Source organism: Solimonas terrae (assembly GCF_011067135.1).
In the GTDB taxonomy this organism is placed as follows: Bacteria; Pseudomonadota; Gammaproteobacteria; order Nevskiales; family Nevskiaceae; genus Solimonas; species Solimonas terrae.
The window spans coordinates 119,376-144,153 of record NZ_JAAMOW010000011.1 but is presented as its reverse complement, the minus strand read 5'-3'; the positions used below and the strand labels follow the sequence as shown (position 1 = coordinate 144,153).

The window sequence follows — 24,778 nt, the reverse complement described above, 5'->3', positions numbered from 1 at the left end:
ATGGACTTCTCCCGAAGATGTGGTGTCCTCGGAAGATAAAAAGTCCATGCACACGCCGTTTACATCACAGCCTACCTCCTACATCGCTGAAATCAATGGCTGTTTTGTGGGGATAGGTCAGGGTCGGAGTAAATATATGGTAGGGTATGGGCGATCCGATCGGAGACGGTCATGCCGCGCAAGCCACGCTACTACCTGCCAGGTGTTCCGTGCCACGTGATCCAGCGCGGTCACAACCGAGAGCCCTGCTTTTCGGCGCCGGAGGATTTTCGCTATTACCTGCAGTGTCTGCGCGAAGCATGCTTGAAACATGATGTCGCAGTGCATGCGTACGTACTGATGACCAATCATGTGCATTTGCTCATCACGCCAGCAGAACAGGATGGCGTCTCGCGGGTTCTGCAGACAGTCGGCCGGCGCTACGTCCAGTACGTCAATGCCAGTTACCGGCGCAGCGGCACGCTCTGGGAAGGACGGCACAAAGCCAGCCTGATCGATACTGAGTATTATCTGATGACGTGCTACCGCTACATCGAGCTCAATCCGGTACGCGCCGGGATGGTGCGTCGGCCTGCGGATTACCCGTGGTCCAGTTTTCAAGCCAATGCCTATGGTCGGGAAGACCATCTCACACAGCCGCACGATGTCTATCTGACGCTGGGCGCCAATGACAACGACCGGGAAAAGGCATATCGGAACTTGTTTCGCCAAGTGCCTGAGCCGGTCGATCTGCAGAGCCTACGAATCGGGATCAATCTTTGTGTCCCGGTCGGCAAAGAGCGATTCAAAGCCCAGATCGAGCGGCGACTGCAGCAGCGGATCAGCTACAAGCAGAGGGGGCGACCGCGAAAGGAACCGCCAATCGAAGTTGATTCATGATTAATTTATTTACTCCGCCCCCTTTATGACCTTTATGTTCCTTTCGTGTATGGATTGGCGCTCGACAGGGGGAATGATGGGAGTGTTGCGTTTTTTTGGTTTCGCGCTCTGCGTTCTGGGTGCCGGGCACGCTTGGGCCGATGGCTGTCAGCTGAGAAACTACGGCACGCTGCCGGTGGAAATGATCGACTTTCGGCCAACGACCATGGTCCAGATCAATGGCGTCGATACGCGCTTTATTCTTGATACCGGGGCTTTCTTCAATGCCATGTCGGACGCCAATGCAAGCGCGCTGAAGCTTGATACCCGCTTTGCGCCGTTGGGGTTTTACATCACCGGGGTCGGGGGTGATTCGAGTGTCCGCATCGCGAGCGTGAAAGACTTCGGCATCGTCGATACCACGCTTCACAACATCCAGTTCATTGTGGGCGGATCGGACGCAGGTTACGGATTGTTGGGCGCCAATCTGCTGGATGTCGTCGACCTGGAGATTGATCTGGCTGCCGGCAAGTTGACACTGTTCAAGACGGACCACTGCGACAAGGCCGTCCTCGCCTATTGGGTCAAGGCTGGAGGCGAATACAACGTCGTCGACCTCGAGCAAGCCAGCGACTCGCGCGACCGGCGTACCTTTGTCCGCGTCACGATCAATGGCAAGAAGGTCCGGGCGCTGGTTGACTCCGGGTCACCCGCCACCTTCCTCGGTCTCCAGGCCGCCAAGCGGGCCGGCATCGATCTCGATGCGCCGGATGTCAAGGTGATGAGCCCCACGTACGGCGTGGGCAATCGGATGGTCAAAACCTGGCTTGCGCGGGTTGACTCTTTCTCGGTCGGAACGGAAACCATTCAGCACAGTCAGGTGCTGGTCATCGACGACGATTTCGGCGACGGTGAAACCGACATGTTGCTCGGCGTGGACTTTCTCTTGGCCCACCATATGTTCATCGCCAACGGCCTGAGGAAGGCTTATTTCACTTATAACGGCGGGCGCGTATTCAGCCTTGCCGCGGCGCCGCATGATCGCGACAAGTCCGATATCGACCTGCCCTCGGACGATGACGGCGCTGCTCCCAAGACTGCGGACGAATACGCGCTGTTGGGCCAGGCGCTTTTGTCTCGCGGAGAACCGAACGCGGCCGTTGCCAATCTGAACAAGGCGATCGAGATGGCTCCCGACCAAGCCGCTTTCTACGTTGCTCGCGCGAACGCACGGGTGACGATCAAGCAATTCGATGCGGCACTCGCCGATCTGGACAAATCCCTGAGCCTGGAGCCGAAGAACGCCGATGCCTTGCTGCTGCGCGCGCAAATCCGTCTGTGGCAAAAAGATCGCAAGGGTGCGGCGGCCGACGTCACCGCCGCGAGCGCCTTGGTCCCCGAAGGCTCGAATCTGGCGGGTTCGATTGCCAATCTTTATATCGATCTCGAACAACCGGCTTCGGCACTTCCCATGCTCGATGACTGGATTCGCCTGCACAGCGATGACGCGATGCTCGGCTCTATTCTCAACACCCGTTGCTGGGCACGCGGCCTGAGCAAGCAGATGCTCAGCGATGCATTGGAAGATTGCCGAATGGCCATTAGTCGCGACGGCGAGAAACCCGAATATCTCGACAGCCTCGGCTTGGTGGAGTTGCGGCTCGGGCATTACCCAGAATCCATCAAGGCGTACCAGCAGGTCCTCACGAAGGAAGCCCATTCCCCATGGTCGCTCTACGGTCTTGGCGTCGCAAAAATCCGCAGCGGTGAAACGGATGCCGGCAAAGCCGACATAGCCGCCGCGCTCGTGCTCGATCCGCAAATTGAGGCGCTTGCGATCAAATACGGCTTGGCTGCGGAGCCATCAAAGCAGGAAAAATAGACGCATCGGCCTTGCTCAAGATCGCATTGAGCGGGTGAGACGGCAGCGTAGGGAACTGGAGAAGGCCGGTCGCTTCCGCGGCCTTCGGTGTCGACCAAGCCAGATTTCCGGACAGGGGTGCGCGCGGGAGTCTGGTTTCGCGCCGATGCGCCGGAAGATCAAGGGCAGGGTGGATTCGGCCCGCGATCAACCCCTGGAGGCAAGAAAATCGCCGATTTCAACTCGCGGAGTCGAGCGCGACCCGGACCTTTGGTGTCGATTGCGGGCGAAAGTTGAGCCGCCGCCGGACATGGCGCGCCGAAAAATGGAGCGGCATCGCGCTGCGATGTGGGCGAGCGTGACTTGTATGTCGAGGACGAGGCACAAGCAAGCGCGTCGAATCCTTGACGCCGGACTTCGGGAACAGGACTTGCCTGACTGACTGCAAACCGACACGACGCAGTGCCGCCATGAACGAAATCAACGTCAACAGCGTTCTCGCCCAGATTCGCAGCATGCAGGCGCAGGTTGCGGCGCCGGCGCGCGTGGCGCCGGGCGCTGCGACGCAGGCGCCGGAAGGCGGGTTCGCGACGGTGCTGAAGACGGCGATCAGCGAGGTCAACGGCGCACAGAACGACGCTGCTGCGTTGCAGAAGTCGTTCGCGCTCGGCGATCCGAACGTCGAGCTGTCGAGCGTGATGCTGGCCGGCGCCAAGGCGCAGGTGCAGTTCAAGGCGATGACCGAGGTACGCAACCGGCTGGTGGCGGCGTATCAGGACATCATGAACATGCCGCTGTAAGCCGGACGCAAGAATCATGGCAAGCGTTTCTCTCCCTGCGGTGCGGCAGCTCAAGGATGTGCCGGCGCTGCGCCAGCTCGCCGTGCTGGCCGGAATCGCCGCTGCGGTCGCGGTCGGCCTGCTGATCTGGTCGTGGTCGCAGAAGCCCGGCTACGTTCCGGTCTACAGCGATCTGTCCGACAAGGATGCCGCCGAACTCGCCGATGCCCTGCGTGCGGCCGACATTCCGATGCGGCTCGACGGCGGCACCGTCACCGTGCCGCAGGCGCAGCTCTATGACGCGCGCCTCAAGCTGGCCGCACAGGGTCTGCCGCATGGCGCCAGCCAGGGCTTCGAATCGATGCAGCAGGACCAGGGGTTCGGCACCAGTCAGTTCGTCGAGAACGCCCGTTACCAGCACGCCCAGGAAACCGAGCTGGCGCGGACGATCGGCAGTCTGCAGCCAGTGCGCGGTGCACGCGTGCATCTGGCGATTCCCAAGCCATCGGCCTTCGCGAGCCGCGACGAGGCGCCCAGCGCCTCGGTATTCGTCGAGCTGTATTCCGGGCGGACACTGGAAGCCGATCAGGTCGCGTCCATCGTCCATCTGGTCGCGTCCAGCGTGCCGGGCCTGCTGCCGGCGGCGGTGACGGTGATCGATCAGTTCGGCCATCTGCTGACCAATGACGCCGACAGCGCGCTCGCCCGCACGGCCGAGCAGTTCGACTACACGCGGCGCGTCGAGTCCGACTTCCAGCGCCGCATCGAGCAATTGCTGACGCCGATGCTCGGCGCCGGCCGCGTCAGTGCGCAGGTCGCCGCCGATCTGGATTTCGCCGAAACCGAAGAAGCGCGCGAGCAGTACGGTCCGGACCCGGCGAAAGTCCGCAGCGAACAGATCTCCGAGGATACGCAGCGCGGTGCCAGGACCGCCGCCGGCGTGCCGGGCGCCACCAGCAACGAGCCGCCGTCGCAGAGCAACAATCCCAAGCTCAATCAGCTGGCCGGTCCCGACAGCGGCAGCGATGTGCAGTCGCAGAGCAAGCAGGAATCGCGCACCTATGAACTCGATCGCACGCTCAGCCACACGCGCCAGTCGGTCGGCCGCCTGAAGCGGCTGTCGGTTGCGGTACTCGTCGATCACATCCCGAAAACCGAAGGCGAGGGCAAGGACCAGAAAACCACCCTGGTCGCGCTGACGCCGGAACAGCTCGGCAAGGTCGAGGCGCTGGTCAAGGAAGCGGTCGGCTTCGACGCCTCGCGCGGCGACACCGTGTCGGTGCAGAACTCGGCGTTCGTGCAGCCCGACGTGCCGACGATCGAAGCGCTGCCGGTCTGGCAGCAGCCACAGGTGTTGTCGATCGCGCGCCAGACCGGCGGCGTCCTGCTGGTGCTGGCGCTGATCCTGTTCATCCTGCGCCCGGCGCTGCGTCAGCTGCTGGCGACGCCGACCGCGATGCCGGCGCTCGAAGGCACCGTCGAAGGAGGCGCGCAGGCCGCGGCAACGAAGCCGCTGGTCGATGACCGCCTTTCGTTGCAGGCCGTCGCCACGCCGTCTCCGTACGACCAGAAGCTGCAGCTGGCGCGCAAGGCGGTCGGTGACGATCCGAAGCGCGTCGCACAGGTCGTGAAAAGCTGGATCGGGGCGGAGGGTGGATGATGGGCGACGCAGCCAATACCAGCGGCACTGAGCGCGCGGCGATCCTGCTGCTCTCGCTCGGCGAGGGCGAGGCGGCCGAAGTGCTCAAGCACATGAGCGCCAAGGACGTGCAGAAGGTCGGCGCGGCGATGGCCTCGCTGTCGAATGTCACGCGCGAGCACGCGACCGCGGTGATGGATCGCTTCGTGCTCGAACTCGAAGACCAGACCTCGCTCGGTGTCGGCGCCGACGACTACGTGCGGCGCGTGCTGGTCAATGCCCTGGGGGCCGACAAGGCCGGTGGCCTGATCGACCGCATTCTACTCGGCCGCAACAGCAAGGGTCTGGAAGCGCTGAAGTGGATGGAGACGCGCGCGGTTGCCGATCTGGTGCGCAACGAGCACCCGCAGATCGTCGCGATCGTGCTTGCCTATCTCGATCCGGATCAGGCCGCGGAAATCCTGCCGCTGCTGCCCGAACGCATGCGCAGCGACGTGCTGATGCGCATCGCGCGGCTGGACGGCATCCAGCCGCAGGCCCTGCGCGAGCTCGACGAGATCATGGAGAAGCAGTTCTCCGGCGGCAGCAACCTGAAGTCGTCGAGCGTTGGCGGCGTCAAGGTCGCGGCCACCATCCTCAATCTGATGGATTCGGCCCAGGAGCAGGCGATCTCCAGCAAGATCGGCGAAGTCGATGCCGACCTCGGCCAGCGCATCCAGGACCTGATGTTCGTGTTCGACGATCTCGCCGAAGTCGACGATCGCAGCACCCAGGCACTGCTGCGCGAGATTTCCGGCGAGACCCTGGGGCTGGCGCTGAAGGGCGCCGATCCGCGCGTCAAGGACAAGGTCCTCAAGAACATGTCCAAGCGCGCCGCCGAAATGCTGGTCGAGGACATGGAAGCCAAGGGCCCGGCCAAGCTCGCCGATGTCGAGGGCGCGCAGAAGGAAATCCTCGCGATCGCCCGTCGGCTTGCCGACGCCGGCACCATCGTGCTCGGCGGCAAGGGCGAGGCCTTCGTGTGATGCAGGACGGCGCCGCCAGCGAAGTGCTCAACGATGCGCAGGGACAGTTTGCGCGCTGGCAGATGCCGGTGTTCGAGGCGCCGGCGGGCGAGGGCCCGCTGACCGCGCAGGCGATCGACGACATCGAGGCGGCAGCCTACGAGGAAGGCAAGCAGCGCGGCTACGTCGACGGTCTGCGTTCCGGCCGCGAAGAGATGAACCGGCAGGCCGAACGCCTGCGCGGCCTGATCGAGCAGATCGCCAGACCCCTGGCGACACTGGACGATGAAGTCGAACGCGCACTGGTCGATCTGTCCTGCGCCGTTGCCCGCCGCCTGCTCGATGACGAACTGCAGTCCGCACCGGAACGCGTGCAGACGCTGGTGCGCAGCGCGCTTGCCGCACTGCCATCCGATCTGCGCGATATCCGTCTGTATCTGCATCCGGACGACGCGAAGCTGGTGCGCGGCGAACTGCAGCCGCCCCCGGAGGCAGAGAATTTCCGCGTCTTCGACGATGCCAAGCTGGCGCGCGGCGACTGTCGCGTGCAGACCGAATCGGCGTATCTCGATGCGCGGCTGGATGCGCGCATCGCGCTTGCCGCCGCGGCGCTCAGCGGCAGCACGCCATGAACGCCGGCAACACAAATGAATGGCAACGCGCGACCGCGCAGCGTCTGACCGGGCGCCTGCTGCGGCAGACGCACGCAGCCGGGACCCTCAGCAGCCTGCGGCCGGAAGGCCGTCTGCAGCGCGTCGTCGGCCTTACCCTTGAAGTGGTCGGTATCCGCCTGCCGATCGGTGCGCGCGTCGTGGTCGACACCGCCGACGGTCATGGTCTCGACGCGGAAGTGGTCGGCTTCGCCGGCGAGCGCACCTATCTGATGCCGACCGGCGAGATGCGCGGTCTGATGCCGCAGGCGCGTGTGCATCCGCAGTCCGGCCGCGGCGAAATCGTCGCCGGTGATGCGCTGCTCGGCCGCGTGCTCGACGCCGAGGGCCTGCCGATCGATGGGCGTGGCCGCCTCAAGGCCGACATGCACGCGCCGCTGGACGCGACGCCGATCAATCCGCTGGCGCGCGCGCCGGTGGTGACGCCGCTCGATGTCGGCGTGCGCGCGATCAATGCGCTGCTGACGGTGGGCCGTGGCCAGCGTCTCGGTCTGTTTGCCGGCACCGGCGTCGGCAAGTCGACGCTGCTCGGCATGATGACGCGCTTCACGCAGGCCGATGTCGTGGTCGTCGGCCTGATCGGCGAGCGCGGCCGCGAAGTCCGCGAATTCCTCGACAAGAGCCTCGGTGCCGAAGGCCTGGCGCGCGCCGTGGTGGTTGCGACGCCGGCCGATCGCTCGCCCCTGCTGCGCATGCGCGCGGCCTACACCGCCACCGCGATCGCCGAACATTTCCGCGATCGTGGCCGCCACGTGCTGCTGCTGATGGATTCGCTGACGCGCTTTGCGCAGGCCTGCCGCGAAATCGGTCTTGCGGTCGGCGAACCGCCGACCACGCGCGGTTATCCGCCGTCCGTGTTCGCCCGCATGCCGGGTCTGGTCGAGCGTGCCGGCAACGGCCGCGACGGGCAGGGCTCGATCACCGCGTTCTATACCGTGCTGACCGAGGGCGACGATCTGCAGGACCCCATCGCCGACGCCGCGCGCGGCATTCTCGACGGCCATATCGTGCTGTCGCGCGCGATCGCCGATGCCGGCCTGTATCCGGCGATCGACATCGAAGCCTCGATCTCGCGCGTGATGCAGGACGTGGTCGGCGAAGACCACCTGCAGAAGGCGCGCAGCCTGCGCTCGCTGTTCGCCGCGTATCAGCACAACCGCGACCTGATCAATATCGGCGCCTACCAGCGCGGTGCCGACCCGAAAGTCGATGCCGCCCTCGAGCGCTGGCCGCGTATCGAGGAATTCCTGAAACAGCCGGTGCGCGAAGCGGCCGGCTTCAATGACAGCCGCAAGCGTCTCGACGCGCTGCTGGCCTGAACCACGAGGAGCGTTCGATGGGACAGATGATGCAGTCCAAGCGCATGCAGCCGCTGCAGCAACTCGCCGACATCCGTCAGGACGACGCCGCGCGCCAGCTGGTCGAGGCGCAGCGGCAGCAGGCCGACCGCGAAGCGCGCCTGCTCGAGTTGAGCCGCTATCGCGAAGACTACGAACGCCAGAACGCCGCCGCGACACCGCAGCTGCTGCGCAATCGCCAGGCCTTTCTCGACCGGCTGCGCGAGGCCGAGCGCTTCCAGCAGCAACTGGTCGAGCAGGCGGTGCGCAGCGTCGACGAATGTCGCGCGCACTGGCTCCTGCAGCAGCGCGGATCGCGCACCGTCGCGCAGCTCACGGCCTGCTATCAGGCGCGCGAACAGCGCGAGGAAGCGCGTCGCGAGCAAGGTCGGCTCGATGAGTTCGCGATGCACAAGTTCGTGCGAGCGGGCGATTGAGCGGCGCGCTTGCCACAGCCGTCGCCGCGCCGGCGCCGGCGTCGGTGCCGGCAGGTGCAAGCTGCGCGGCGCCGGCCAACGATGCCGGTGTCGTCGATTTCTCGGCATTGCTCGCGGCGGCGCCCGCCGCTGCGGTCACGACGACCGCGGCGACAGCGCTGGCTTCGCTCGCCACGGCGCCCACCGCGCCGACCGTGGCCGCGGCCGCGGACGCGCCGGACCCGAATGGGGTCGCCGCAGCGCCCGACGGTACGGATGACGACAGCAAACCCGGCGATGCGACGCTCGACAACGCCGCGCTGCCCGGCCTGCTGCTGGCGCTGCGCCAGAGCCTCGCGTTCCTGGTCGGTAGCCTCGGGACCGCCGGCACACCGACCGGCGACGCCCGGCCGCGCGCCAGGGCCGCGCCGGCCCCGGGCCTTGCGCCGACCCATGGCGCAAAGCCGGCGGCAGCGGTCGACCCGGCTGATGCGGCGCTGGCCGCGCTGGCGTCGGACGGCAGCGACGGTACGGCCGATACCATCGATCCGTCGACACCGACCGCCGATCAGCGCTTCGACGCGATGCTGGCGGCGATGAACGATCACGCGACCACCAGCGCCGCAGTCTTGACGGCCGCCGATCCGCTGACCGCGCTGGCTTCGAAAGCTGCCGGCGGCAGCGCAGCCAGCGCCGGCGCCGCGCCGCTCAGTGCGCCGCCGATGACCGTGCCGCCCGATCACCCGCAGTTCGTCGGCGATCTTGGCGAGCGCATCGTCTGGATCGCCGACGCCAGTCTCGACAGCGGCATCGGCAGCGCGAAGATCGAACTGCATCCGCTCGAGCTGGGCAGCGTCAGCGTCCATGTGCGGATGCACGGCGACGCGGCACAGGTGGCCTTTGCCGCCGACAATCCGGCGACGCGCGCGCTGCTGCAGGATTCGCTGCCCCAGCTGCGTGAACTGCTGAGCGTGCAGGGCCTGCAGCTGCTGCGTGCGCAGGTCGAACAGCGTGTCGGCGCGACGCGCGCTTCCGACACCGGCTTTTCGCAATCGCGTGAACGCGATGACGGCGGCGCGCACGGCGCCGGCGTGCGTCGCGTCACGAGGCTCGAGCTGGTCGACGCCTACGCCTGATCCCGGCCGGCCGCCGCCGCTTCGCACGGCCGCGAACGGCCGCTTGCGGACATTCCCCGGCGAGGCGGTTCAAATTCGTGACGCGGGATTTGCAAACCGGGGTGCCGGATTTCCGTCACCCGTGCGCAAACCGGGCACTGAAGCGCTGGAACACGTCTTGCTCGGAGCCGGTGACCCGAACCGGAGTTCCGAAAGATCATGGCCAGCGCCGCGACCGCAAACGACGAAGATCCAGCCAAGCCGGCCGCGAAAGCGAAGAAGGGCGGCTCGCCGATGCTGGCGATCATCATCGCCGTCGTCCTGTCGACCGGCGCCAGTGCCGGCATCAGCTTCATGCTGGTCCGGCACGCGCTCGACGCAGCCGCCCACAAGGCCGATGCCGCCGCCGATGGCGAAGGCGACGGCGGGAAGGCCGACGCGGCCAAGCCCAGGGACCCGCCGAACTACGTGCCGCTCGATCCGGCGTTCGTCGTCAACCTGGAAGCCGACGATACCCGCTTCCTGCAGGTCCAGGTCCAGCTGATGACGCGCGACGCCCACGCCGTCGACACGCTCAAGCTGCACGAGCCGCTGATCCGCAACGCCTTGCTGATGCTGTTCTCGCAGCAGCATCCCGCGGATGTCGCGACCCTCGCCGGCAAGGAGAAGCTGCAGGCCGACGCGCTCGCCGAGATCCAGCGCATCCTCACGCAGGAGACCGGCAAGCCGCAGATCGAGGCGGTCTACTTCACCAGTTTCGTCATGCAATGAGCACCGATCTGCTCTCGCAGGACGAGATCGACGCGCTGCTGCACGGCGTCGACTCCGGCAAGGTCGACACCACGCCGGCGCCGGCCGCGCCGGACGAAGCGCGCTCCTTCGACTTCGCGTCGCAGGAGCGCATCGTCCGCGGCCGCATGCCGACGCTGGAGATGGTCAACGAGCGTTTCGCGCGCCTGTTCCGCATCTCGCTGTTCAACATGCTGCGCCGCTCGCCGGAGCTGACCGTGGTCGGCATCGAGACCATGAAGTTCTCCGAATACACGCACTCGCTGTTCGTGCCCACCAGCCTGAACATGATCCGCGTCAAGCCGCTGCGCGGCACGGCGCTGTGCATCTTCGAACCGCGCCTGGTGTTCACCGTGGTCGACAATTTCTTCGGCGGCGACGGCCGTCTGCCGACCAAGATCGAAGGCCGCGAATTCACGCCGACCGAAATGCGCGTGATCCAGCTGCTGCTGCGCCAGGTCTTCAGCGATCTGCAGGAAGCCTGGAGTCCGGTGCTCGGTCTGGAGTTCGATTACGTCGGCAGCGAAGTCAACCCGCATTTCGCCAACATCGTCTCGCCGAGCGAGATCGTCGTGGTCTGCAAGTTCAAGATCGAACTCGAAGGCGGCGGCGGCCATCTGCATCTGACGCTGCCGTACTCGATGCTCGAGCCGATCCGCGATCTGCTCGACGCCGGCATCCAGTCCGACCGCGGCGACAAGGACGAGCGCTGGCCGATCGCGCTGCGCGAGCAGATCCGCGACGCCGAGGTCGACGTCAGCTGCGATCTGGTGCGCACGACGATGAGCCTGCGCCAGCTGACGCAGCTCAAGGCCGGCGACGTCATTCCGGTGACGCTGCCGCGCACGCTCGACCTGTGCGTCGAGGATCTGCCGCTGTTCCGCGGCAGTTTCGGCATCTCCAACGGCCACAACGCCATCCGCATCCACGAAGTCATCCGTCGTCCGCAACTGCCGGCGACCGCCCGGGAATCCGCATGAACACCACTGAAAAACCGCAGGCCGAAGCCGCACGCGCGACGTTCCAGACGCTCGAGGACCGGCCGCTGTCGCCGGGCACCGACGTCAATCTCGACGTCATCCTCGATGTGCCGGTGACGCTGGCGATGGAAGTCGGCCGTGCGCGCATTCCGATCCGCAATCTGCTGCAGCTCAATCAGGGTTCGGTCGTCGAACTCGAGCGCGGCGCCGGCGAACCGCTCGACGTCTACGCCAACGGCACCCTGGTCGCGCATGGCGAGGTGGTCGTCGTCAACGAAAAGTTCGGCATCCGCCTGACCGACGTGGTCAGCCCGGCCGAGCGCATCCGCAAGCTCAAGTGAGCCGCGCATGAGCAACGCGCCGATCGCCGCAACCGCAGGCTCGCCGATGGCACTGACGCAGGCCACGATGCTGGCGGTGCCGTCGCAATCGCCGGCCGGCGCCGGTCATCCGTCGGCGGCCGGCAGTGTCGCCGGCATGCTCGGCAGCCTGATCATCGTCGTCGGCCTCATTCTCGCGCTCGCCTGGCTCGCGCGGCGCCTGCAGGGCACGCGCGCCGCGCGCGGCGACCTGCTGCAGGTCACCGGCGGCGTGTCGGTCGGCGGCAAGGAACGCGTGGTCATCGTCAAGGTCGGTGGCGAACACTTCCTGGTCGGTGTCGCCGCCGGCCAGGTCAGCCTTCTGCATCGCTTCGCGTCGGTGCCCGGCGCGATGGATACGGACGAAACACAGACCGGCGCGGACTCGCCGTTCGCCGAACGTGTGCGCGAACTGCTGCGCGCGCGCAAGGCCGCCTGAGCGCCGCCGATGTCCCGTTTCCCCGCACGCTGCGCCTTGCTGATGCTGCTCCTGCTGCCCTGCGGCGCGTTCGCCGCGGGTCTGCCGAGCGTGACGGCGACGCCGGCCGCCGGTGGCGGCACGCAGTACAGCCTCAACGTCGAAGTGCTGTTGCTGATGACGTTGCTGACGGTGCTGCCGGCATTGCTGCTGAGCATGACCGCGTTCACGCGCATCATCGTCGTGCTCGGCCTGCTGCGGCAGGCGCTCGGCACCAACCAGACGCCGAGCAACCAGATTCTCGTCGGCCTGGCGATGCTGCTGAGCTTCTTCGTGATGTCGCCGGTGCTGCAGAAGGTCTACGAACAGGGCGCCAGGCCCTACATGGACGGCACGATGAGCTTCGAGCCGGCACTGGCGGCCGGTGCCAGGCCCCTGCGCGGCTTCATGCTGGCGCAGGTTCGTGATGCGGATCTGCTGACCTTCGCCAAGATCGCCGGCCACGGTCCGTATCAGACGCCGGACGACATTCCGTTCACGGTGCTCGCCGCGTCGTTCGTGACCTCGGAACTGACCACCGCGTTCCAGATCGGCTTCCTGCTGTTCATTCCGTTCGTCGTCATCGATCTGGTCGTGTCCAGCGTGCTGATGAGCATGGGCATGATGATGCTGTCGCCAATGCTGGTATCGCTGCCGTTCAAGCTGATGCTGTTCGTGCTGGTGGACGGCTGGTCGCTGGTCATGGGCATGCTGGCGGCCTCGTTTCACGCCGCGACATGAGCCCCGAGACCGTCCTGTCGATCGCGCGCGATGCGCTGTGGCTGACGCTGCTGCTGGCGTCGCCGCTGCTGCTGGTGGCGCTGGCGGTCGGTGTGCTGGTCGGTGTCGTGCAGGCAGCGACGCAGATCAACGAAATGACGCTCAGCTTCATTCCCAAGCTGCTCGGGCTCGCCGCCGTGATGATCGCGCTCGGGCCGTGGATGCTGCGCACGCTGCTCGAATACACGCGCCAGCTGATCGAGTCGATTCCGGGGTTGCTGGGCTGATGACCGTGGACCCCGTCATTGTGAGGAGCGCAAGGACGACGCGACCCGGCAGCACGGCCGGATCGGGCTGCGTACCGGATTGCTTTGCTGCGCTCGCAATGACGGTGGGGCGGGGCTTCTGCGCAGAGCATTTGTCATGCACTTCACCGACGCGCAACTGATCGGCTGGCTGCAGCAGTTCATCTGGCCACTGGCGCGTATCGGTTCGGCGCTGATGATCGCGCCGGTGCTCGGTTCCGGCCGCGTCAGCCCGCGCATCCGCATGACGCTGGCGATGCTGACCACCCTGTTGATCGCGCCGAGCCTGCCACCGCCGCCGGTCGCCGAACTGTTCGCATCGATCTGGTGGGCGACGCTGCTGCGTGAAATGGCGATCGGCCTGTTGATCGGCTTCACGCTGCAGATCGTGTTCGAAGCGGTGATGTTCGGCGGCGAGCTGATCTCCGCGAGTTCGAGCCTGAGCTTCGCGACGCTCGCCGACCCGCTGCGCGGCATGTCGACGCCGGTCGTCGGACAGTTCCTGACCCTGACCGCGACGCTGCTGTTTCTCGCGCTGGGCGGCCATCTGCAGTTCCTGCAGTGGCTGGCGCGCTCGTTCGGCAGCCTGCCGGTCGGCGGCACCGGCCCGGAGCAAGCGCAGTTGCTGCAGCTGCTGAGGTTCGGCGGCGAGATCTTCAGCGGCGGCCTGATGCTGGCGTTGCCGGTGCTGGTCGCCTTGCTCGCCATCAATCTCGCGCTCGGCGTCATCAGCCGCTCGGCGCCGTCGCTGAACCTGTTCGCGGTCGGCTTTCCGCTCGGGTTGATCGCCTGTCTGGTCCTGCTGTACGTGGCGATGCCGGCGATGCTGGAGAAGATCGGCGGCTTGTTCGATCAAGGGTGGTTGGCGTTGGCTTCGTGGACGCAGTAGCCGACATGGGCCGTTTACTAATTTTGTTGAGCGCGAGTATTGATCGGGCTTCTGGTTTCGCCTTACGGCGCGAAACCAAAGGCCAGATCAGGCGCTAACCAGTCGCCTCGTCAAGCGCGCCTGACCCATGTCCGATCCCCAGAAAACCGAACGCGCCACACCCAAACGCCTGCGCGAAGCCCGCGAAAAAGGCGAGTTGCCGCGCTCGCGCGAGCTGTCGACCGCGATCGTCGTGGGTGCCGGCGTGCTGACCCTGATGGCCAGCGGTGCCGGCATTGCCACCAGGGCTGCCGCCTGGCTGCAGCACGCCCTGCAACCGGACCCGGCGCTGCTGGCCGAACCGATGCGCATGCTGGCCTGGGCCGGCGAGCTGGTGTTCGGCGCCTTTGCACTGGTGCTGCCGCTGCTGGTGGTCGGGATGCTGGCGGCGATCGTCGGCCCGCTGGCGCTCGGCGGCTGGAATTTCTCGATCAAGGCGCTGCGCTTCGATGTCGCGCGCATCAATCCGCTCAGCGGCATCGGCCGCATGTTTTCGATGCAGTCGCTGGTCGAACTGCTCAAGGGCGTCGGCAAGGCGGCGCTGCTCGGTGCACTCGGGGCCGGTTTTTTGTGGAAACACCATGACGATTTTCTGGCGCTGGCACGCATGGATCCCGGCGCGGCGCTCGGCGATGGCGTCGGCCTGACCCTGTCGCTGCTGTCGTGGCTGACAGGCGGCCTGATCGTGATCGCGGCGATCGACGCGCCGTATCAGTGGTTTTCGCATGCCAGGAAGCTGCGCATGACACGCCAGGAAGTGCGCGACGAATACAAGCAGGCCGAAGGCAGCCCGGAAGTCAAAGGCCGCATCCGTCGCCTGCAGCAGGAGCGCTCGCGCCGCCGGATGATCGCCGCGGTGCCGACCGCCGACGTGGTGATCGTCAACCCCACGCATTACGCGGTGGCGCTCCAGTACGACGCGCCGAAGATGCGGGCGCCGCGCGTGGTCGCCAAAGGCGTCGACGAGGTGGCGCTGGCGATTCGCGAGGCGGCCCGCGCCGCGCGCGTGCCGCTGGTCGAGGCACCGCCGCTGGCGCGCGCCCTGTACCGCGGCGCGGCGCTCGATCAGGAAGTGCCGGTCGCGCTGTATTCCGCCGTCGCGCAGGTGCTGACCTACGTTTATCAGCTCAAGGCTTATGCGCGCGGGGCTGGCACAGGGACTGCACCGCCCTCGGCACCCGACGTCGGCGACGTGCCGGACGGACAGATCGACGAATGAGCCTGCTGACGATGCGCCATGACGATTTCCTGGACTTGCCGGTCCTGAACGCCGCTTCGCCATCGGGCGGTGCGGCGTCGGCGAGGGCGGTCCGGAATGCGATGGGCGCTGGTTCGACCAGACAGCCGCCCACCGCCCGCGGCCCGGCCGCCGGCAAGCGGGCGGAGGGGCGTGTTGAAGCGCGCCCGGCCCTGAGGCCGGCAGGCACGGTGGAGCCGGGGGCGGTGTCGGACACGGATGTATTCGACGATCCGGGCGCACACCGCCGCGCGTGCGGTGATCCGGCAATGACCCGGCGGCGTTTCCTCGCAGGTCCGAAGACCCTCGCGCCGAACGCGAGCGGAGCGGGAAGGTGCTCGCGGTTGTCGATTACGGCTTCCGGCTGCGGCGGAGCCCTGTCATGAACTTCTCGGCATTTCTCGACCAGCTGCGCAACGCAGAGCGCAAGGGGCTTGCCGCGCCGATCCTGTTGCTGATGGTGCTGGCGATGATGGTGGTGCCGCTGGCGCCGCCGGTACTGGATCTGATGTTCACGCTGAACATCACGATCGCGATCGTCGTGCTGCTCGGCGTCGTATACGTGCTGCGGCCGATGGACTTCTCGTCGTTTCCGACCGTGCTGCTGTTCGTGACCCTGCTGCGCCTGGCGCTGAACGTGGCGTCGACCCGCGTCGTGCTGCTGCACGGACACGAGGGCGCCGGCGCCGCCGGTCACGTGATCCAGGCTTTCGGCGAGTTCGTGGTCGGTGGCAACTATGCGGTCGGCTTCGTCGTGTTCGTGATCCTGACCATCGTCAATTTCATGGTCGTCACCAAGGGCGCGGAGCGCGTCTCGGAAGTGTCGGCACGTTTCATCCTCGATTCGCTGCCCGGCAAGCAGATGGCGATCGACGCCGATCTCAACGCCGGCCTGATGACGCGCGAGGAAGCGCGCGAGCGCCGCAACGAGGTGCGCGAGGAAGCCGACTTCTACGGCTCGATGGACGGCGCCAGCAAGTTCATCCGTGGCGACGCGCTCGCCGGCATCATGATCCTGGTCATCAACGTCATCGGCGGCCTGCTGATCGGCACCATGCAGCACGGCATGAGCCTCGGCGATGCGCTGAAGAACTACACCCTGCTGGCGATCGGCGACGGTCTCGTCGCGCAGGTGCCGTCGCTGCTGCTGTCGACCGGTGTCGCCGTGCTCGTGACACGCATGTCGAAGTCGCAGGACATGTCGCAGCAGCTGGTCGGGCAGGTGTTCGGCCAGCCGCGTGTGCTGGCGATCGCCGCGACGGTGCTGGCCCTGATCGGTTTCGTGCCGGGCATGCCGAACTTCGTGTTCCTGCTGCTGGCCGCGGCCTGCGGCGGCATCGCCTGGCTGCTGGCCAGAAAGCAGCGCGCGGCGGCGAGTGCGCCGCCGCCGCCGGCCGCACCCACTGCACCCGCCGAGCTCGGCTGGGACGACATCGGCCGTACCGATGCGATCGGCCTCGAAGTCGGCTATCGCCTGATCCCGCTGGTCGATGCCCGTCAGGGCGGCGAGCTGATGGCGCGCATCAAGGGTGTGCGCAAGAAACTGACGCAGGACATCGGCTTTCTGATTCCGCCGGTGCACATCCGCGACAACCTCGAACTGCAGCCGGCGAGTTATCGCCTGCTGGTGCACGGTGTGCCGGTCGCCGAGGCCCAGGTCTATCCGGACCGCGATCTGGCGCTGAACCCCGGCCGCGTGTTCGGCACGCTGGACGGCATCCAGACCACCGATCCGTCGTTCGGCATGCCGGCGGTGTGGATCGAACGCGGCGCCCGCGAACATGCGCAGACGCTCGGCTATTCCGTCGTCGATTGTTCGACGGTGGTGGCCACGCATCTGTCGCAGGTCATCCAGAACCACGCGCACGAATTGTTCGGTCACGACGAAGCGCAGGCGCTGGTCGCACAACTTGCCAAGCAGGCACCGAAGCTGGCCGAGGATCTGGTGCCGAAGCTGCTGCCGCTGAATGTCTTCACGCGCGTGCTGCAGAGCCTGCTCGCCGAGCGCGTGCCGATCCGTCATTTGCGCGTGATCGCCGAAGCTTTGGCGGAAGCCGCGCCGCGCAGTCAGGATCCCGTCGCGCTGGCCGGCCACGTCCGCGTCGCGCTCGGGCGTCAAATCGTGCAGGAGATCAACGGCATGGCGCCGGAGCTGCCGGTGCTGACCCTGGGCGCGCCGCTGGAACAGGTCCTGCAGGACTCCCTCAAGAGCGGCGGTACGGCGATCGAACCGGGACTGGCCGAACGCATGCACCGATCCCTCACGGACGGCGCACGCAAGCAGGAACAGGCCGGCCAGCCGGCGGTTCTGCTGGTGCCGAACGGACTGCGTCCGCTGCTCGCCCGATTCACGCGTCAGACCGTACCCGGATTGCATGTGCTGTCGTTCGACGAGGTTCCGGACAACAAGCAGATCCGCATGATCGGCGCCATCGCCTGAGAGTCAAGAAGAAACGCAAATGAAGATCAAACGGTTCCTGGCGAAGAACATGCGCGATGCGATCCGCATGGTGCGCGAAGAGCAGGGTCCCGACGCGGTGATCCTGTCCAATCATCGCGTGGCCGGTGGCGTCGAGGTGGTGGCCGCCACCGACTACGACGCCGCCCTGATCCAGCAGGCCACGCGCCGCAGCGCGCCGCCCGAACCGCCGCCGGAGACACCGAAGCCGACCCGCAGCGAGGACAGCCGTCCGGTCGCAACGCCGGCGCCGATCGCCACGCCGGCGGCGCCCGAACTGCAGCAGCTGCGCCGCGAACTCGGCGGCATGAAACGCATGCTGGAAACGCAGATGGCCGGCATGGCCTGGCGCGAGATCCGCGAACACCCGCAGAAACTGCACGCCTTGCAGACCATGGTCAATCTCGGCATCGAGCCGCGCCTGGCGCGCGAGATCGTCGCCGAACTGCCGGGCACGGCCGATGCCGAACGCGCGCGCTTTCTGCCGCTGGGGCTGCTGTCGCGACGCATTCCCGTCGCCAGCGCCGATCCGATCCAGGACGGCGGCGTGATCGCGCTGGTCGGCCCGACCGGCGTCGGCAAGACCACGACGATCGCCAAGCTTGCGGCCCGTTATGCGGAAATGCACGGCACGCGCGATCTGGCGCTGGTCACCACCGATCACTTCCGCGTCGGCGCGCAGGAGCAGCTGTTCACCTACGGCCGCCTGCTCGGCGTGCCGGTACAGACGGCCGGCAATGCCGACGAGCTGCGCACGGTGCTGGCGCGCCTGGCCGATCGCAAGCTGGTCCTGATCGACACCGCCGGCATCGGTCCGCGCGACGCCAAGCTGCAGGCGCAGCTCGGCGCGATGGGCAGCGCCGGTGCCGCCCTCAAGAGCTGGCTGGTGCTGTCCGCCAACAGTCATGCCGCCGATCTCGACGACGTGATCCGCCGCTATGCCAAGGCCAGACCCGTTGCCTGCGTGATCACCAAGCTCGACGAGACGCTGCGCATCGGCGGCGCGCTGTCGGCGGTGATCCGTCACCGTCTGCCGGTCGCCTACGGCTGCGACGGACAGCAGGTGCCCGAAGACATCGAACCCGGTCGTGCGAATTCGCTGGTGCTGCGTGCGATGCAACTCGCGCGCATGACGCCGGCGCGCATCGACGACGCCACGCTTGCCCTGCAGTTCGGAGCCGTCCATGTCGCACAGTGATCACAGCGGCAGCCAGGCCGCCGGTCTGCGTCGCCTGCGCGCGCCCAAGCCGGTGCAGGTCGTCGCCGTCACCAGTGGCAAGGGCGGCGTCGGCAAGACCTCCGTGTCGGTCAATCTGGCGGTTGCCATGGCGCTCGACGGCAAGCGTGTGATGCTGCTCGACGGCGACCTCGGTCTGGCCAACGTCGACGTCATGCTCGGCTTGCAACCGACCTACAACCTGTCGCACGTGATCGCCGGCGAATGCACGATCGACGACACCCTGATCGAAGGCCCGGCCGGCATCATGGTGATCCCGGCATCCAGCGGCAAACGCAACATGGCGGAGCTGTCCGGCGCCGAGCACGTCGGTCTGGTGCGGGCGTTCTCGGAACTGCAGCAGCCGCTCGACACCCTGATCGTCGATACCGCTGCCGGCATCGCCGACAGCGTCATCACCTTCAGCCATGCGTCGCAGCAGATCATCGTTGTCGTCACCAGCGATCCGCAGTCGCTGACCGATGCCTACGCGTTGATCAAGGTGCTCAATCGCGAGCGCGGCATTCATCGCGTGCACGTACTCGCCAATCAGGTGCAGTCGCCGCGCGAGGCGCGCGAGATCTACGACAACCTGCGTCGTGTCGCCGAACGCTTTCTCGACATCACGCTCAGCAGCATCGGCTTCATTCCGCACGACGAATGGCTGAAGCGCGCCGTGCGCCGTCAGCGCGCCGTGGTCGACGCCTATCCGGCGGCGACCAGCGCCGTCGCCTTCCGTGCACTGGCCAAGACCGCGGCGAACTGGGGTCTGCCGCTCGGTGCACGCGGCAATCTCGAATTCTTTGTCGAGCGTCTGGTAGCCGGCGACGCGCCGGCGGGAGTCCCTGCATGAACATGGCCGTCGCCGAGAATCTCCAGGAACCGGTCGATGAGAACGCGCTGGTGCGTCGCCACGCCGATCTGGTCAAGCGCATCGCCCACCATCTGGCCGCGCGCCTGCCGGCCAGCGTCGAAGTCGACGATCTGATCCAGGCCGGCGTCATCGGACTGATCGAAGCGGCACGCCACTACAGCGGCACGCGCGGTGCGTCGTTCGAGACCTATGCCGGCATCCGCATCCGCGGCGCGATGCTCGACGAGCTGCGCCAGACCGACTGGGCGCCACGTTCGGTCCACCGCCGCGAACGCGCGGTATCCGAGGCGATCCGCAAGATCGAACAGAAGAACGGCCGCGAAGCGCGCGATCACGAGATCGCCGCGCATCTCGACATCGACCTCGCCGAGTTCCACGCCATCGTCCAGGACGCGTCGCGTTGCCAGGTGCTGAGCATCGATCATGGCGGCGAGGACGGCGACGAGACGATGGACGCCCAGGACGACACCGCCGGGCCGCTGCAGCACCTGCAGCACGACGAATTCCAGCAGGAACTGGCGCGCGCGATCTCCGAGCTTCCGGAGCGCGAGCGGCTGGTGCTGTCGATGTACTACGAACGCGAGCTCAACCTGCGCGAAATCGGCGCAGTGCTCAAGGTCAGCGAGAGCCGCGTCTGCCAGATTCATGGGCAGGCGTTGTTGCGGCTGCGCGCGCGGCTGAAGTCCTGGCGTGAACTGGCCGCGGTGTCCTGAGCGATGAACGCGACCGGATCGGGTCCTGCCGGCGGCGCGCGCGCCGGCGCACGGCAGCCGGCGCGAATCCGGCTCAAGTATCGGCAGGCTCCGGCCGCTAACGGCAGGGAGACCCCGGCGTCGGCGCCTCGCGATGGCGATCTGCGACCCGGCCAGGCGGCTTCCGGCGCGGCCCGCCTCGCCGCCGGCCGCGAACGATCATGCATGCGGCGCCGGCTTCGCGGCCTGCGCCGTGCTCACGGGACCGGCGCCGGAACCGCGCGGATTTACCAACGAGTGATCAGGAAACTCTGATGGACAAGAACATGAAAATCCTGGTGGTCGACGACTTCTCGACGATGCGCCGCATCGTCCGCAATCTGCTCGGCGACCTCGGCTACTCGAACATCACCGAGGCCGACGACGGCAAGAGCGCCTGGCCGGTACTGCAGGCGGGCAGCTTCGATTTCGTCGTCACCGACTGGAACATGCCCGGCATGACCGGCATCGACCTGCTGCGCAACATCCGCGGCGACGCCCGCATCGCCAAGACGCCGGTGCTCATGGTGACCGCCGAAGCGCAGCGCGAACAGATCATCGAGGCGGCGCAGGCCGGCGTGAACGGCTACATCATCAAGCCGTTCAATGCGGCGACGCTCAAGGAAAAGATCGACAAGATATTCCAGCGCATCGCCGAAGCCGCCTGAATCCGGCCATCAACCCAATGCGCCCGGCGCCTCGCGCTTCCGCGCTGCTCGGAGTCCTCATGCATACCGACTTCCACTCCGGCGTCTGTGCCGCTCCAGGCGCAAGCCGGCGTCGCCCGCGACGGTTTGCGGGCAGGTTCTGATCGTGTCCGCCTCCACACAGGATCGCGGCGCGCTGATCATGGCGCTGCGCAGCTGGATCGAGCGTCTCGAAAGCGGCGGCAGCGTCGATGCGCCACCGGCACTCGCCGAGCTGCTGCAGACCCAGGATCACGCCTTCTACCGGCAGGTCGCCGAATTGACCCGACGCCTGCACAGCGGCGTCGTCAGCCTGCGGCTCGACGAACGCCTGACCCGGATTGCCGGTGACGCGATGCCCGACGCGCGGCATCGCCTGCGCCATGTCGTGCAGATGACCGAGGACGCCGCACACAAGACGCTCGACATCGTCGACCAGATGCGCGGTGTCGCGCGCCAGATCAGTCGCAGTGCCGAGAGCTTCGAAGCGTCCGATCTGCGGCGTGCCGCCTTGCTGCGCGATGCCGAGATCCTGCGTGAACGCCTCAACGAGCTGGCGATCGCGCAGGAGTATCAGGATCTCACCGGGCAGATCATCAAGCGCATCATTTCGCTCGTCGAGGATGTCGAGTCTGCGTTGCTGGAATTGCTCGGTGCACATGCCGCGCATCTCAAGACTGCGGCCCCGCTGCCGATAGCAGAAGGGCAGGCCGTCCTCGCCGGCCCCGCAGTACCGGGGCAGATCACGACGAGCCAGCAGGATGCCGATGCGCTGCTTGCCAGCCTCGGTGTGTAGCAAGAGTCCGGCAGCAGGTTCGCGCTGAAGCGCCAACCCCGCACACGGACCGCCGACGAGACGACCGTGCTGCCATGAGTTCCAGCGACGACGACATCCGCAGCGACTTCCTCGCCGAAGCCGGCGAACTGGTCGAACAGCTGGCCGGCCAGCTGATCGCCCTGGAGCGGGCGCCGGACGATGTCGAAACCCTCAATGCCGTGTTCCGCGCGTTCCACACCGTCAAGGGTGGCGCCGGCTTCCTGCAGTTGCCGGCAATGGTCGAGCTCTGCCACGCCGCCGAAGACGTGCTCAATTCCGTGCGCAATCGCCAGCGTGCTTTCGACACCGAGGTGATGGATGCGGTGCTGCAGGCGGTCGATGCCGCACAGCGCATGATGGCCGAGCTGTATGCCGGCAGCGCGCTGACGCCGGCCGCCCCCGAACTGCTGATGCAGCTGCACGCGCTGGTCGGTGCGCAGGCGGCGGCACCGGTGGTCGCGGCGCCGGTGACGAACGGCAGCGCGACGATCAGCGACGACGAATTCGAGGCCCTGCTCGACGAGCTGCAGGGCAAGACCCCGGCGAAACCCGTCGCCGCCGCGCCGCCGGCTCCGAAACCGGCTCCCGTGCCTGCGGCGAACGCCGCGGTCGCGGTGAAGACGGAAGCGGAGACGATACGCGTCGAGACCCACAAGCTTGATCAGCTGATGAATCTGATCGGCGAACTGGTGCTGGTGCGCAACCGTCTGAAGGCTGCCAAGGGTGGTTTCGACGAGCCCTCGGCGCGCGCCATCGGCGAGCTCGATTTCATCACGCGCAATCTGCAGAACACCGTCGCGCAGGTGCGCATGCAGCCGATCGGCAAGGTGTTCGCACGGTTTCCGAAGCTGGCGCGCGATGTTGCCCGGCAGCTCGGCAAGCAGGTCAAGGTCGTGCTCGAGGGCGAAGAGACAGAGCTTGACAAGAACCTGGTCGAGGCGCTCGCCGACCCGCTCGTGCACATGGTTCGCAACAGCGTCGATCACGGCATCGAGATGCCGGACCGGCGCGCGCAGGCCGGCAAGGCCGCGGCCGGCACGCTGCTGCTGCGCGCGAGTCAGGAAGGCGATCACATCCGCATCGACATTCGCGACGACGGCGCCGGCATCGACGCCGAACGCATACGCGCGAAGGCGGTCGACAAGGGCGTGATCGAGGCAGCGACCGCGGCGACGCTGTCCCCGGCCGACTGCCTGCAGCTGATTTTCCTGCCGGGCTTCAGCACCAAGGAAGAAGTCTCGGACCTGTCCGGCCGCGGCGTCGGCATGGATGTCGTGATGTCGCGCATCAAGCGGCTCAACGGCACGGTCGAACTCGATTCCCGGCCCGGCGAAGGCACGGCGTTCCGCATTCGCGTGCCGCTGACGCTGGCGGTGCTGCCGGCGCTGATCGTGCGCAGTGAGGGGCGCCGCTTCGCGCTGCCGCTGGCGCCGGTGTCGGACGTGTTCCGGCTCGACGAGCAGCGCATGCGTCGCGTCGAGCGCTGGGATGTCGTCGACTCGCGCGGCGCGCCGCTGCGTCTGGTGCATCTCGATCGCTGGCTCGGCGCCGAAGCCGGGCGTGGTCCGCGGCATGTGGTGGTCGCGCAGGTCGGCGACGAGCGCTACGGCATCGTCGTTCGCGAGGTGATCGGCCGCGAGGAGATCGTCATCAAGCCGCTCGGTGCGAGCCTGCGTGGCCTTGCCGGCATCTCCGGCGCCACCGTGATGCCGGACGGCCGCATCGCGCTGATCCTCGACTTCAACGGCCTGGTGACGGCCGCGCGTGCGCTGCCGGTCGAAGGCGTGACGCATGGATAAGCTGTCGGTCCTCGGCATCATCCTCGCGCTGATCGCCGTGATCGGCGGCTCGATCCTGAAAGGGGCGGGCGTCGAGGCGCTGCTGTCGCCGGCCGCGTTCACGATCGTCATTCTCGGCACGCTGGCGTCGATCTTCCTGCATACGCCGCCGGCGACCTTCCTGCACGGCATGAAGATCGCGAAGTGGGTGCTGTTTCCGCCGCGCCACGACTCGGCGGCGTTGATCGAACGCATCGTCGGCTGGAGCGGCATCGCCCGCAAGCAGGGCCTGCTGGCGCTGGAAGGCGAGGTCGAAGGCGAGGCCGATGCCTTCATCAAGAAAGGCCTGCAGATGCTGGTCGACGGCGCCGAGCCCGACGTGATCCGCAACATTCTCGAGGTCGACGTGCAGACCCGCGAGCACCTCGATCTGCAGGGTGCCAAGGTCTTCGAGGGCATGGGCATCTACGCGCCGACACTCGGCATCATCGGCGCGGTCATGGGCCTGATGGCGGTGCTCAAGAATCTCGCCGATCCGAGCAAGCTCGGTCATGGCATTGCCGCGGCGTTCATCGCGACGATCTACGGCATCGGCACCGCCAACCTGTTCTTCCTGCCGATGGCGGCCAAGCTCAAGGCCATCATCAACGACCAGACGCGCGTGCGCGAGATGCTGATCGAGGGTCTGATCTCGATTTCGCAGGGCGAGAATCCCCGCAATATCGAAAACAAGCTGCGCGGGTATCTGCACTGAACCCCGATC

At 66.7% G+C, this 24,778-nt stretch carries 26 protein-coding genes; all 26 read left to right on the top strand.

Going from position 1 to position 24,778, the window contains the following annotated elements; all coding sequences use genetic code 11:
- Positions 1–171: 171 nt before the first annotated feature.
- The 26 genes from G7Y85_RS19270 (at position 172) to G7Y85_RS19145 (ending at position 24,769) form a co-directional block, all read left to right on the top strand.
- The gene (locus tag G7Y85_RS19270) at positions 172–879 is read left to right on the top strand and encodes an REP-associated tyrosine transposase (RefSeq protein WP_166261353.1); all 708 of its coding nucleotides are present in this window, start codon (positions 172–174) and stop codon (positions 877–879) included.
- 82 nt (positions 880–961) lie between these two features.
- The gene (locus tag G7Y85_RS19265) at positions 962–2,740 is read left to right on the top strand and encodes an aspartyl protease family protein (RefSeq protein ID WP_206675624.1); all 1,779 of its coding nucleotides are present in this window, start codon (positions 962–964) and stop codon (positions 2,738–2,740) included.
- A gap of 449 nt (positions 2,741–3,189) precedes the next feature.
- Positions 3,190–3,519 (top strand): flagellar hook-basal body complex protein FliE, encoded by a 330-nt coding sequence (gene fliE / locus G7Y85_RS19260; protein ID WP_166261348.1) that lies wholly within the window; start codon positions 3,190–3,192, stop codon positions 3,517–3,519.
- 16 nt (positions 3,520–3,535) lie between these two features.
- Positions 3,536–5,158 (top strand): flagellar basal-body MS-ring/collar protein FliF, encoded by a 1,623-nt coding sequence (gene fliF, locus G7Y85_RS19255; RefSeq protein WP_166261345.1) that lies wholly within the window; start codon positions 3,536–3,538, stop codon positions 5,156–5,158.
- Positions 5,158–6,162, top strand: coding sequence for a flagellar motor switch protein FliG (fliG, locus tag G7Y85_RS19250; protein ID WP_166261397.1), 1,005 nt, complete (start codon positions 5,158–5,160; stop codon positions 6,160–6,162). The genes fliF and fliG overlap by 1 nt, the downstream gene beginning before the upstream one ends.
- On the top strand, positions 6,162–6,773 hold the full coding sequence (locus G7Y85_RS19245) for a FliH/SctL family protein (RefSeq protein WP_166261342.1): 612 nt from the start codon (positions 6,162–6,164) through the stop codon (positions 6,771–6,773). Before fliG ends, G7Y85_RS19245 begins: the two co-directional genes overlap by 1 nt.
- On the top strand, positions 6,770–8,131 hold the full coding sequence (gene fliI / locus G7Y85_RS19240) for a flagellar protein export ATPase FliI (RefSeq protein WP_166261339.1): 1,362 nt from the start codon (positions 6,770–6,772) through the stop codon (positions 8,129–8,131). Before G7Y85_RS19245 ends, fliI begins: the two co-directional genes overlap by 4 nt.
- Positions 8,132–8,148: 17 nt before the next feature.
- A complete protein-coding gene (gene fliJ, locus G7Y85_RS19235) occupies positions 8,149–8,586 on the top strand; it encodes a flagellar export protein FliJ (protein ID WP_166261336.1) in 438 nt (145 codons plus the stop codon).
- Entirely contained in the window at positions 8,583–9,701 is a 1,119-nt protein-coding gene (locus G7Y85_RS19230; RefSeq protein ID WP_166261333.1) for a flagellar hook-length control protein FliK, read from the top strand. Before fliJ ends, G7Y85_RS19230 begins: the two co-directional genes overlap by 4 nt.
- Before the next feature lie 198 nt (positions 9,702–9,899).
- Positions 9,900–10,451, top strand: a complete 552-nt coding sequence (locus G7Y85_RS19225; RefSeq protein WP_166261330.1) for a flagellar basal body-associated FliL family protein — start codon at positions 9,900–9,902, stop codon at positions 10,449–10,451.
- Positions 10,448–11,449 (top strand): flagellar motor switch protein FliM, encoded by a 1,002-nt coding sequence (fliM, locus tag G7Y85_RS19220; protein WP_166261327.1) that lies wholly within the window; start codon positions 10,448–10,450, stop codon positions 11,447–11,449. The genes G7Y85_RS19225 and fliM overlap by 4 nt, the downstream gene beginning before the upstream one ends.
- The gene (fliN, locus tag G7Y85_RS19215; protein ID WP_166261324.1) at positions 11,446–11,790 is read left to right on the top strand and encodes a flagellar motor switch protein FliN; all 345 of its coding nucleotides are present in this window, start codon (positions 11,446–11,448) and stop codon (positions 11,788–11,790) included. The genes fliM and fliN overlap by 4 nt, the downstream gene beginning before the upstream one ends.
- A 7-nt stretch (positions 11,791–11,797) precedes the next feature.
- Positions 11,798–12,247 (top strand): flagellar biosynthetic protein FliO, encoded by a 450-nt coding sequence (gene fliO / locus G7Y85_RS19210; protein WP_166261321.1) that lies wholly within the window; start codon positions 11,798–11,800, stop codon positions 12,245–12,247.
- A gap of 9 nt (positions 12,248–12,256) precedes the next feature.
- A complete protein-coding gene (gene fliP / locus G7Y85_RS19205) occupies positions 12,257–13,006 on the top strand; it encodes a flagellar type III secretion system pore protein FliP (RefSeq protein ID WP_166261318.1) in 750 nt (249 codons plus the stop codon).
- A complete protein-coding gene (gene fliQ / locus G7Y85_RS19200; protein ID WP_166261316.1) occupies positions 13,003–13,272 on the top strand; it encodes a flagellar biosynthesis protein FliQ in 270 nt (89 codons plus the stop codon). The genes fliP and fliQ overlap by 4 nt, the downstream gene beginning before the upstream one ends.
- A 136-nt stretch (positions 13,273–13,408) precedes the next feature.
- The gene (gene fliR, locus G7Y85_RS19195; RefSeq protein WP_166261314.1) at positions 13,409–14,179 is read left to right on the top strand and encodes a flagellar biosynthetic protein FliR; all 771 of its coding nucleotides are present in this window, start codon (positions 13,409–13,411) and stop codon (positions 14,177–14,179) included.
- 127 nt (positions 14,180–14,306) lie between these two features.
- Entirely contained in the window at positions 14,307–15,437 is a 1,131-nt protein-coding gene (gene flhB, locus G7Y85_RS19190) for a flagellar biosynthesis protein FlhB (protein WP_166261311.1), read from the top strand.
- Positions 15,434–15,841, top strand: coding sequence for a hypothetical protein (locus tag G7Y85_RS19185; RefSeq protein ID WP_166261308.1), 408 nt, complete (start codon positions 15,434–15,436; stop codon positions 15,839–15,841). The genes flhB and G7Y85_RS19185 overlap by 4 nt, the downstream gene beginning before the upstream one ends.
- The gene (gene flhA, locus G7Y85_RS19180) at positions 15,838–17,895 is read left to right on the top strand and encodes a flagellar biosynthesis protein FlhA (RefSeq protein WP_166261305.1); all 2,058 of its coding nucleotides are present in this window, start codon (positions 15,838–15,840) and stop codon (positions 17,893–17,895) included. The genes G7Y85_RS19185 and flhA overlap by 4 nt, the downstream gene beginning before the upstream one ends.
- A gap of 19 nt (positions 17,896–17,914) precedes the next feature.
- Complete coding sequence (gene flhF, locus G7Y85_RS19175) at positions 17,915–19,111, top strand: flagellar biosynthesis GTPase FlhF (protein WP_166261302.1); 1,197 nt, start codon at positions 17,915–17,917, stop codon at positions 19,109–19,111.
- Complete coding sequence (locus G7Y85_RS19170; RefSeq protein WP_166261298.1) at positions 19,098–19,982, top strand: MinD/ParA family protein; 885 nt, start codon at positions 19,098–19,100, stop codon at positions 19,980–19,982. The genes flhF and G7Y85_RS19170 overlap by 14 nt, the downstream gene beginning before the upstream one ends.
- Positions 19,979–20,716, top strand: a complete 738-nt coding sequence (locus G7Y85_RS19165; protein ID WP_241696286.1) for an RNA polymerase sigma factor FliA — start codon at positions 19,979–19,981, stop codon at positions 20,714–20,716. Before G7Y85_RS19170 ends, G7Y85_RS19165 begins: the two co-directional genes overlap by 4 nt.
- Positions 20,717–21,009: 293 nt before the next feature.
- Positions 21,010–21,402 (top strand): chemotaxis response regulator CheY, encoded by a 393-nt coding sequence (cheY, locus tag G7Y85_RS19160; protein WP_166261295.1) that lies wholly within the window; start codon positions 21,010–21,012, stop codon positions 21,400–21,402.
- Between the two features lie 145 nt (positions 21,403–21,547).
- Positions 21,548–22,216 (top strand): protein phosphatase CheZ, encoded by a 669-nt coding sequence (locus G7Y85_RS19155; RefSeq protein WP_166261292.1) that lies wholly within the window; start codon positions 21,548–21,550, stop codon positions 22,214–22,216.
- A 74-nt stretch (positions 22,217–22,290) separates the two neighbouring features.
- The gene (locus G7Y85_RS19150; protein ID WP_166261290.1) at positions 22,291–24,036 is read left to right on the top strand and encodes a chemotaxis protein CheA; all 1,746 of its coding nucleotides are present in this window, start codon (positions 22,291–22,293) and stop codon (positions 24,034–24,036) included.
- Positions 24,029–24,769: a flagellar motor protein gene (locus G7Y85_RS19145; RefSeq protein ID WP_166261288.1), complete on the top strand. Its 741-nt coding sequence runs from the start codon at positions 24,029–24,031 to the stop codon at positions 24,767–24,769. The genes G7Y85_RS19150 and G7Y85_RS19145 overlap by 8 nt, the downstream gene beginning before the upstream one ends.
- The last annotated feature ends 9 nt before the right edge of the window (positions 24,770–24,778 follow it).

Bases quoted from the DNA above. Each gene is read 5' to 3' on its own strand.
- G7Y85_RS19270 (WP_166261353.1), top strand. From the start codon at position 172: ATGCCGCGCAAGCCACGCTACTACCTGCCAGGTGTTCCGTGCCACGTG.
- fliE (WP_166261348.1), top strand. From the start codon at position 3,190: ATGAACGAAATCAACGTCAACAGCGTTCTCGCCCAGATTCGCAGCATG.
- fliF (WP_166261345.1), top strand. From the start codon at position 3,536: ATGGCAAGCGTTTCTCTCCCTGCGGTGCGGCAGCTCAAGGATGTGCCG.
- fliG (WP_166261397.1), top strand. From the start codon at position 5,158: ATGGGCGACGCAGCCAATACCAGCGGCACTGAGCGCGCGGCGATCCTG.
- G7Y85_RS19245 (WP_166261342.1), top strand. From the start codon at position 6,162: ATGCAGGACGGCGCCGCCAGCGAAGTGCTCAACGATGCGCAGGGACAG.
- fliI (WP_166261339.1), top strand. From the start codon at position 6,770: ATGAACGCCGGCAACACAAATGAATGGCAACGCGCGACCGCGCAGCGT.
- fliJ (WP_166261336.1), top strand. From the start codon at position 8,149: ATGGGACAGATGATGCAGTCCAAGCGCATGCAGCCGCTGCAGCAACTC.
- G7Y85_RS19225 (WP_166261330.1), top strand. From the start codon at position 9,900: ATGGCCAGCGCCGCGACCGCAAACGACGAAGATCCAGCCAAGCCGGCC.
- fliM (WP_166261327.1), top strand. From the start codon at position 10,448: ATGAGCACCGATCTGCTCTCGCAGGACGAGATCGACGCGCTGCTGCAC.
- fliN (WP_166261324.1), top strand. From the start codon at position 11,446: ATGAACACCACTGAAAAACCGCAGGCCGAAGCCGCACGCGCGACGTTC.
- fliO (WP_166261321.1), top strand. From the start codon at position 11,798: ATGAGCAACGCGCCGATCGCCGCAACCGCAGGCTCGCCGATGGCACTG.
- fliP (WP_166261318.1), top strand. From the start codon at position 12,257: ATGTCCCGTTTCCCCGCACGCTGCGCCTTGCTGATGCTGCTCCTGCTG.
- fliQ (WP_166261316.1), top strand. From the start codon at position 13,003: ATGAGCCCCGAGACCGTCCTGTCGATCGCGCGCGATGCGCTGTGGCTG.
- fliR (WP_166261314.1), top strand. From the start codon at position 13,409: ATGCACTTCACCGACGCGCAACTGATCGGCTGGCTGCAGCAGTTCATC.
- flhB (WP_166261311.1), top strand. From the start codon at position 14,307: ATGTCCGATCCCCAGAAAACCGAACGCGCCACACCCAAACGCCTGCGC.
- G7Y85_RS19185 (WP_166261308.1), top strand. From the start codon at position 15,434: ATGAGCCTGCTGACGATGCGCCATGACGATTTCCTGGACTTGCCGGTC.
- flhA (WP_166261305.1), top strand. From the start codon at position 15,838: ATGAACTTCTCGGCATTTCTCGACCAGCTGCGCAACGCAGAGCGCAAG.
- flhF (WP_166261302.1), top strand. From the start codon at position 17,915: ATGAAGATCAAACGGTTCCTGGCGAAGAACATGCGCGATGCGATCCGC.
- G7Y85_RS19170 (WP_166261298.1), top strand. From the start codon at position 19,098: ATGTCGCACAGTGATCACAGCGGCAGCCAGGCCGCCGGTCTGCGTCGC.
- G7Y85_RS19165 (WP_241696286.1), top strand. From the start codon at position 19,979: ATGAACATGGCCGTCGCCGAGAATCTCCAGGAACCGGTCGATGAGAAC.
- cheY (WP_166261295.1), top strand. From the start codon at position 21,010: ATGGACAAGAACATGAAAATCCTGGTGGTCGACGACTTCTCGACGATG.
- G7Y85_RS19150 (WP_166261290.1), top strand. From the start codon at position 22,291: ATGAGTTCCAGCGACGACGACATCCGCAGCGACTTCCTCGCCGAAGCC.
- G7Y85_RS19145 (WP_166261288.1), top strand. From the start codon at position 24,029: ATGGATAAGCTGTCGGTCCTCGGCATCATCCTCGCGCTGATCGCCGTG.